The organism is Vreelandella salicampi, from assembly GCF_013415105.1.
Taxonomy (GTDB): domain Bacteria; phylum Pseudomonadota; class Gammaproteobacteria; order Pseudomonadales; family Halomonadaceae; genus Vreelandella; species Vreelandella salicampi.
Window position 1 is genome coordinate 1 of sequence record NZ_JACCDF010000026.1, and the last position, 8,664, is coordinate 8,664.

Genomic DNA, 8,664 nt, shown 5'->3' on the forward strand with positions numbered 1-8,664 from the left:
ACGATATCTTCAATCTGTGCCCAGCCGTCATCAGAGATTTCGTAACGTCCGACCATTTTTTTCCCTATGCTGCTTTTGCATAGGTAAAATTAGCAGATAAGGCTTTTCGTACAAAACCTAGGACCTGTCAAATCGCTATTAAGCGTTTAGCTGACGCGCATGCTGATGTTGCTGGGATTGATTGCCAGCTAGGCTACACAAAAACACGCTACCGTCCCGGTACGACTGGGCTACGTTAAACGCACCGCTCGCGACCGTTTTTGTTTGCATTTTTACTCAATAGACAGCTTTTGATAGCAAAGTCTTTCAACTGCTGAGCTCGCTCTAATCGCTTTACTCTATTCATAAATTTGGCTTAGGTCACGCACCCTCCTGTAAAAAGTTGCGAGGGCGGAAAGGCTCGGCGTATACGAGAGGTTAGTTTTTCGCGACGATGTTTTTGGATGGATATTTACAACCTAATCGCGCAATAAATTGCGCTCTTACAATCCAGCCAGTTAACCATCAGTGCCACAATGATTCCTGACCGCCCAATGAATTGGGCTCCCACATTGGTTCAGTGCCAATCGATTGTTGCGTGCATACCTGATGGACGTGCGTCCTGTTTATTGTTTTCCCCTACCCAAGCATGCGCTCAAGTGCTATGGCCTTGTCATCGCTAGACCAGTCTAGCTCTTCACCCTCCAGTCTTACAGGTCGGTTCAGCACTGGCCTTCCTTGGCAAATCCGATTAGCCTGCTAACTCGATTAATAAGGGATGGCGATGCAAGAGACAACTTCTCGGCAACGTTTGGCGGGCGTGCTGATTTTACTTGGTTTGATGGCACAAGTAGTTGGTTTTACCGGTTGGATGGCGACGATTCACGCGGTGAGCTACTTGCTGTGGGCGGCGGCTTTTTTGCTGTGGCGGGATATTCCCCGACGCTCGCGCATCCAGGCAGGCGTTTTGATTGCGCTAGGTGCGAGCATGTTGCTGGTGGCACGGTTTGTGTACGGCGCTGAGGTGGATTGGCCCGCCATGCTACAGGGCAATGCTTTTGTCGTGGCGATGCTGGTCGGCGTTAGTTTTATTTCGCTGATTGGCAAGCAAGGTAACAAAGGAACGGCGGGCCAACGCGTAACTGGCGCGGGCGGTGTGTTGCGTACTTGGTTGGGCGTACACTTTTTGGGCACGATTTTAAATCTTTCCACCGTGTTCATGGTCGGCGATAAGCTCGCCCGGCGTGGGCCGCTCACATCGCCGCAGCTGTTGGCGCTGAACCGTGGGCTTTCCAGCGCGGCGCTATGGTCGCCGTTTTTTGCCTCAATGGGCGTTGTCCTGTCGCTGGCTCCTGAGGTTGAGTACACACAAATAGCCCTAGTAGGGTTTCCCCTGGCGATGCTTTCGGGGCTGTTGACCACGTTGGAGCTTCGGCGGCGGTTTGATTTACGCGAGGTAGACGGCTTTTCGTTGGCGCCGCGCAGCCTGCTGATGCCGGTGGGCATGGCAGCGCTGGTGATGCTATTTCACTTCTGGCTGACGCCTTCACTGACCATTGTCAGCATTATTACTTTTTTGTTGCCGGGCGTTGCGGTGCTGAGCAACCTACGCAACGGGCCGCTTTTTACCCTACGCCGCGTTCGCCAGCATACCCTCATCCGTCTACCCGCCATGCGTGGGGAAATTTCGTTGTTTTTAGCGGCGGGGTTATTAACGCTGGGGCTTTCTACCCTGGTATCGGCGGCGGCCGGTACCGATTGGACCTTATTCGCCCATTTCGGCACGCCCGAAGCGATGATCAGCTTCGCCGCCATCGCGTTAAGCGCGCTGGCCGGGCTGCACCCGATTATTGGTGTGTCGGTATTGGCCTCCGTGCTGAATCTGCGAGGCGGCGAGCAAACACTGTTTGCCTTTGTGGCGTTGGGCTCATGGGCAGTGGGTACGAGTGTTGGGCCGCTTTCGGGTATCAACCTTTCGCTGCAGGGGCGCTATGGCGTAAGCGGTTATCGCATGATGCGCCACAACCTGCTTTACGCCGCCGTTATGAGCGCGTTAATCCTCGTCGCCATTGCCTTTTTGGCAACGTGGATGAACGCCTAGTGGTTAACAACTACCTAGCCGTTAGACAGCTCAGGCGTTGACGCGATAAAAATAGCGGTGCCCACACTGATGGCACGGCTCGATGCGCGCCACACTTTCTAAAACCACCGGGGCATCGCAGTGAACGCAGGCCATCTTGCCGGGGGCGGCCATTTCACCTTCACAGTAGTCGGCACGAGCGGCTTCTAGGTCTTCGTCGAAACGTTCGCGCTCAACCACGCTGCGGTCAGCGATAGACAGCAGTGACTCCGCTACACGCCGCGAAAGGTTGCTGATATCGATGTCTAGCCACTGCGCCACCTGTTTACCAGTATCCGCCATGAAATAACGCATATCCTTGATATCGCGTTCAACCCACGCGCGCAAAAGCGACAGTTCATCTTTGGTGAACTCTTCTAACTCGCTTTCAAACTCAACGGCTTCATCCAGGTCTTTCTGCAGGTTCTCCCAAGTGAGTTCCTGGGCGCCGTCTTGCAGGCGTTCGAGCAGCCGCTCGTAACCTTCGCGCAGGCGGTGGTCGTTATGCTCTGCCATCTCGTTCTCCCGTGTTGTTAAACACTGCTTTTAAATGCTGATCTTAAAACAGTCAAATCCAATACAAAACATTTCAGTGCGCTCTTATTGCCTGCACTTTTTCGTTGTGCTGGGTGGCGCCATAACGCATTGGCATTCAAGGTTATCCCTTCATAGGATACAATCGCACAGATCAACTAACATTCGTTTTTTATCATTCACCGTGCCCGATGTTTCGGGCGAGCACCCCAAGGCATGAAATAAACCGATGGACGCACATTACAGCCCTCGTGATATCGAACGTGACGCGCAGCAGTATTGGGACAAGCATCAGTGCTTTAAAGCCGTAGAAGATGCTAACCGCGAGAAATTCTACTGCCTATCAATGTTCCCCTACCCTAGCGGCAAGCTGCACATGGGTCACGTGCGCAACTACACCATCGGCGATGTTGTCTCGCGCTTTCAGCGCATGCAGGGCAAAAACGTGATGCAACCGATGGGCTGGGACGCCTTCGGCATGCCGGCAGAGAACGCCGCGATTCAAAACCAGGTGCCGCCTGCCAAATGGACCTACCAAAACATCGACTACATGCGCAACCAGCTGAAAACACTGGGTTTTGCCTACGACTGGAGCCGTGAATTCGCCACCTGTGACGCGAGCTACTATCGCTGGGAGCAGTGGTTCTTCACCAAACTGGTGGAAAAAGAGCTAGTCTACAAAAAGATGTCGACGGTGAACTGGGATCCGGTCGACCAAACTGTGCTCGCTAACGAGCAGGTCATCGAAGGCCGCGGCTGGCGCTCCGGTGCTTTGGTTGAGCGCAAAGAAATTCCGCTGTGGTTTTTGAAAATCACCGATTACGCCGATGAGCTCTTAGCAGATCTCGACAACGTCGAGTGGCCCGAACAAGTCAAAACCATGCAACGCAACTGGATCGGCAAATCTCAAGGCGTTGAGATGACGTTCGGCATCAAAAATGCCGATGGTAGCGACTGTGAGCCGCTCTCGGTCTACACCACCCGGCCGGATACGCTGATGGGCGTGACCTACGTTGCCGTCGCGGCGGATCACCCCCTCGCCAAGCAAGCGGCTGAAGGGAACGCTGAACTCGCGGCCTTTCGTGAAGAGTGCGCCCAGGGCGGCACCTCGGAAGCCGAAATGGCGACCAAAGAGAAGAAAGGCATGCTCACCGGGCATCATGCCGTCCACCCGCTCACGGGTAACACCGTGCCGGTGTTTGTCGCCAACTTTGTGCTGATGGAGTTTGGCACCGGCGCTGTGATGGCGGTCCCCGCCCACGACCAGCGTGACTGGGAGTTTGCCACCAAGTATGGCATCGAGATCAAACCTGTCATCGCCGACGAAAACGGTAATGCGCCCGATCTCTCAAAAGGCGCTTATGTCGAATACGGCACGCTGATCAACTCCGGTGAGTTTGACGGCTTAGCGTTTAGCGCAGCCTTTGACGCGGTGGCGGATAAGCTCGCTGAACTCGACCGCGGCGAGGTGAAAACCAACTTCCGCCTGCGCGATTGGGGGGTTGCCCGCCAGCGCTATTGGGGCGCGCCGATTCCGGTCAAATACGGCCCGGAAGGCCAGACCGTGCCGCTTACCGATGACGAACTGCCGGTGGAACTGCCGATGGAAGTCACTGTTGACGCATCCGGCTCGCCGCTGAAAAAAATGCCCGAATTTTCTGAACTCGGCGACGGCTGGGTGCGTGAAACCGATACCTTTGACACCTTCATGGAGTCCTCGTGGTATTACGCGCGTTTCTGCTGTGCGGATAATCCTGATGCCATGCTCGACGAGCGCGCCAACTACTGGTTACCGGTCGATCTTTACATCGGCGGTATTGAGCATGCGATTTTGCACCTGCTTTACGCCCGCTTCTTCCACAAATTGATGCGCGATTTTGGCCTGGTGGAGTCCGACGAGCCGTTCCAGCAGCTGCTCACCCAAGGCATGGTGATCGCTGAAACCTACTACCGCGAAACCGCCAACGGCGGCAAGCAGTGGTTCAACCCGGCGGATGTTGAGGTAAAGCGGGACGACAAAGGCCGCCCGGTGAGCGCGATATTGCTCGAAGATGACCAGCTGGTGCAAACCGGTGGCATCGAGAAGATGTCGAAATCCAAAAATAACGGCGTCGACCCGCAGTCGATGATCGATAAGTTCGGTGCCGATACCGTCCGCTTGTTTATGATGTTCGCTGCCCCGCCGGAGCAATCGCTCGAGTGGTCGGATTCCGGCGTGGAAGGTGCCCACCGTTTCTTGAAGCGCCTCTGGCGCCAAGTGCACGAGCACTTGGAAGCCGGTTCGCCGGGTGACTTGGATGTCGCTACGCTAAACGACGACCAAAAAGCACTGCGCCGCAAAACTCATGAAACCATCAAGAAAGCTAGCGACGACATTGGCCGGCGGACGACCTTTAACACGGCGATTGCGGCCGTGATGGAGCTTTCCAACACGCTAGCGCGCTTTGATGATGACTCGGCACCGGGGCTTGCGGTTAGCCGTGAAGCGCTGGAAGCCTGCGTGCTGCTGCTGGCGCCTATCACACCGCACGCTTGCCATGCTCTCTGGCAGCGTTTAGGGCATACCGAGCCCGCCATCGACGCCCCCTGGCCTAAGCTCGACGAGCAGGCGCTAACGCGCGACAGCATTGAGCTGGTGGTGCAAGTGAACGGCAAGCTGCGCGCACGCCTACAAGCGCCCGCCCATGCCGATAAAGCCGCGGTAGAAGCGATGGCGATGGAAGATGACAACGTCCAGCGGCACCTAGAAGGCAAAACCGTGCGCAAAGTGATCGTAGTCCCAGGTAAGCTTGTCAATATTGTGGTCAGCGGATGAGGCATCGCCCTATGAACCGGCGCACATTTCTTGCCAAAAGCGCTCTCACTGTCAGCATCGCCGCTTCGGTGGCGATGCTAGGCGGCTGTGGCTTCAGGTTGCGCGGTTCCGACAGCCTATTCAAACTGCCCGCCTTCATCCTAGAAGGCGATACACGTAGCGCCGTTGCCCAGTCACTGCAAACCCAGCTAGACGCTACCGGCGCGGGCGTACGCGAAGAAAATGCGCCATGGCGTCTCACCCTCGACACACCCGAGCTCTCTGAACGCCGGCTAGGCGCAGCAGGGCGCGGTAGCCGTGAGCATGAATTTACCCTAAGCACTCACGTATCGCTGCAGCAGCGATCCAACAATGCCTACGTACTCAATAACGAGCGAGTCAGCACATCGACTCGCCAACGCATCAACGACGATGACCTTCTCAACCGCGATGTGCTGATGAGTGAGGTGCGCCGAGATCTTTCCCAACAGCTGGCCCAGCGTATCATCGAGCGCTTAGCCACGCTTGAGGTGCTCCGCGCGTGAAAGTCTTCGCCGATCAACTGCCTGCCGCGCTGGACAAACAGCTTCCCAAGGTCGTGATAGTGGCGGGCGAAGAGCCACTTCAACACCGCGATGCTTGTGATGCCGTGCGTCAAGCAGCGCGGCAAGCCGGTATCGAAGAGCGTGAGGTCGTGGATGTCGAGCCCAACTTTGCTTGGGGGAAGCTTCTGGAAGTCGCGAACAACCTCTCGCTTTTCTCCACACGCAAGCTCATTGAAGTGCGTCTTGGCACCCAAAAGCTCGGCCAGGAAGGCACCAAAACCCTGGCGCAATACGGCGAGCAGTTAGCGCAAAGCGAGGACGTGTTACTCATCAGCATGGGGAAACTTGACGCCAGGCAGCAGAAGAGCGCTTGGTTCAAAACGCTGGATAAACACGGCCTCTTTGTGCCGGTATGGCCAGTCGACTCATCTCGCCTGGGCTTCTGGTTGCGTGATCGTGCCGGGCGACACGGCCTGCAACTGGATCTTGACGCCGCGCGGCTACTCGGTGAGCGCACAGAGGGCAACTTGCTCGCCGCGGATCAAGAGCTACAAAAACTATCGCTTATGCTGCCACCCAATGCCCGCGTCGGGGTTGAAAGTATCGCGCAGGGTGTGGACGACAGCACGCGCTTTGATGTTTTCAATCTCGCCGACGCGTGCCTGAAAGGGGAAACTAGCCGCGTATCCCGAATCGTATATGGCTTACGTAGCGAAGGGGTGGAAGCGCCTATCGTGCTGTGGGCACTCAGCCGAGAGCTACGCACCTTACTCTCGATTCATCAGCACCTTGATCAGGGCCAAAGCTTCGAGCACGCCTGCAAGGCGCAAAAACCCATGATTTTTGATAAGCGCCGACCGGCTTACCAAAAAGCCATCGCACGCTTGCCCATGAAACGCCTGCATAAACTGCTACTGATGGCCCAGCGTTTAGATTTATCAGTAAAAGGCGCCTCCCCCGTGCCCTTGTGGCCGGGCCTGCACGATTTGGCATTTACCCTTGCGGGTGGCCGTGGCATGCTGGCTGAATCCGCCTGGACGTATCGCTTACATTAAGTTGATAAAAACGACAGACAGCAGCAAAACAACGATGTAACTCACCTCTTTATATTTCTATACTTTCAACAAGCTTGTGTTGCAAGTGTCCCCCTCCGTCTGTTTTTACCGCAAAAAAGGAAAATACATCATGGCTACACTGCGTCGTTATACTTCCATCTTATTAATCGCGCTATTAGCACTCGGCAGCTTCCCTGTCGCGGCGGCACAAACCACCGGTTTGGTATCGACACAAGCCGCCCTTGAAGCCGATAACGCAAGCGATGAGCGCGAACGCATTCACGATATTCTGGCCCGCGCAGATGTACAGGAGCAACTTCTCGCTCAAGGCGTTAGTCCGGATGAGGTAAAAGCCCGGGTAGCCGCTTTAAGCGATAGCGAGGCGAAGCAGATGGCGGAGCAACTTGAAGCAATGCCCGCTGGCGCTGGCGTCGTCGGTGCGCTATTTGCCGTTTTCGTCATTCTGCTCGTCACTGACATTCTCGGGTTGACGGATGTTTATCCGTTTACCCGCTAAGCGAATGCGCCATACCTGCCTAAACAACGCCCGCTCAGCGGGCGTTTTGCTGTGTTTTATCGTTAGTATCCTTCTTACTGGATGCGCAAGCCGCCCCGCTCTCCTCGAAAGCACTTATCAAACACTGCCATCGCATGTAGAGCTTAAAGACGTTCCCTTCCACCCCCAGGTGGAATACCAGTGCGGCCCGGCAGCGCTCGCGATGGTACTTAACTATCAGGGCGTCAACGCCGACGTCGAACGCTTGATCCCCCAAGTGTTCATCCCCGGCCGCGACGGCAGTGTCCAGCCTGAAATGTTAGCCACCGCCAGACGCTATGAACGCATCGCTTTTCCCATCCGCGGAACTCTCGATAGCCTGCTAACGCACCTTGCCGGTGGTGACCCAGTCGTGGTTATGCAGAACTTATCTCTCCCCGCTTGGCCGATGTGGCACTACGCCGTGGCGATTGGCTACGACCTTTCTAATGAGACACTGATCCTGCGAAGTGGTGAGATCAAACGCCATATGCTTTCGTTTAGTCGCTTCGATGCCACGTGGGCGCGCACCGAGCGTTGGGGGTTTGTCATTGCCCCACCCGGCGAGGTTCCGGCGGGCATCTCGCCGAAGCGGGCCGTTGATGCCATCAGTGCTTACGAAGCGCTTCACGGTGCTAGCGCGGCCCTTCCTAGCTGGAAAGCGCTGACAAAGCGTCAACCCGATAATGCGATGGGGTTTTTTGCTTTAAGTAATGCTTACTATGTACTAGGACAAGTAAATGATGCACGGGAAGCGCTAATCCAGGCAACCCACACTAATCATGAACTCGGCGTAGCTTGGTTAAATTTAGGCCTTTTGCTCCAAGTTCAAGGGCACTCAGCTAAGGCACAACAGGCGCTTGAGAAAGCCGCACAACTCCCCGGCCCGTGGCAAGAACGTGCAGCATCAGCCCTTCAGAGTCTATAACGTTTATGCACGTTGATGATGGTAAAAATGCTGAGAGTAAATCATGTTGAAAGACCTGAATTCATAGAATAACTGCAGCACTTTGGATCATACGGTAGAGGCAGGAGGGCCAGCAGCGGTACCCTCTCCGCCTTACCGACCAAAGTGAAGCAGAGTATGGGATACCGACAACTGA

At 55.6% G+C, this 8,664-nt stretch carries 7 protein-coding genes; 6 read left to right on the forward strand and 1 reads right to left on the reverse strand.

The features are described from left to right. The first annotated feature begins 763 nt into the window (after positions 1-763). A complete protein-coding gene (locus HZS81_RS17680; RefSeq protein WP_179931841.1) occupies positions 764-2,080 on the forward strand; it encodes a hypothetical protein in 1,317 nt (438 codons plus the stop codon). 30 nt (positions 2,081-2,110) lie between these two features. Here HZS81_RS17680 and HZS81_RS17685 read toward each other — a convergent pair whose 3' ends face one another. Next, a complete protein-coding gene (locus HZS81_RS17685) occupies positions 2,111-2,614 on the reverse strand; it encodes a zinc ribbon-containing protein (RefSeq protein WP_179931842.1) in 504 nt (167 codons plus the stop codon). A gap of 247 nt (positions 2,615-2,861) precedes the next feature. Between HZS81_RS17685 and leuS the strand changes: the two genes are divergently transcribed. The 5 genes from leuS (at position 2,862) to HZS81_RS17710 (ending at position 8,489) form a co-directional block, all read left to right on the forward strand. Then, positions 2,862-5,447, forward strand: coding sequence for a leucine--tRNA ligase (gene leuS / locus HZS81_RS17690; protein ID WP_179931843.1), 2,586 nt, complete (start codon positions 2,862-2,864; stop codon positions 5,445-5,447). 11 nt (positions 5,448-5,458) lie between these two features. Further along, positions 5,459-5,971 (forward strand): LPS-assembly lipoprotein LptE, encoded by a 513-nt coding sequence (locus HZS81_RS17695; RefSeq protein ID WP_179931844.1) that lies wholly within the window; start codon positions 5,459-5,461, stop codon positions 5,969-5,971. Continuing rightward, the gene (holA, locus tag HZS81_RS17700) at positions 5,968-7,026 is read left to right on the forward strand and encodes a DNA polymerase III subunit delta (RefSeq protein ID WP_179931845.1); all 1,059 of its coding nucleotides are present in this window, start codon (positions 5,968-5,970) and stop codon (positions 7,024-7,026) included. Before HZS81_RS17695 ends, holA begins: the two co-directional genes overlap by 4 nt. A 130-nt stretch (positions 7,027-7,156) precedes the next feature. Next, positions 7,157-7,543 (forward strand): PA2779 family protein, encoded by a 387-nt coding sequence (locus HZS81_RS17705; protein ID WP_179931846.1) that lies wholly within the window; start codon positions 7,157-7,159, stop codon positions 7,541-7,543. Next, on the forward strand, positions 7,521-8,489 hold the full coding sequence (locus HZS81_RS17710; RefSeq protein WP_179931847.1) for a PA2778 family cysteine peptidase: 969 nt from the start codon (positions 7,521-7,523) through the stop codon (positions 8,487-8,489). Before HZS81_RS17705 ends, HZS81_RS17710 begins: the two co-directional genes overlap by 23 nt. Positions 8,490-8,664 lie beyond the last annotated feature (175 nt).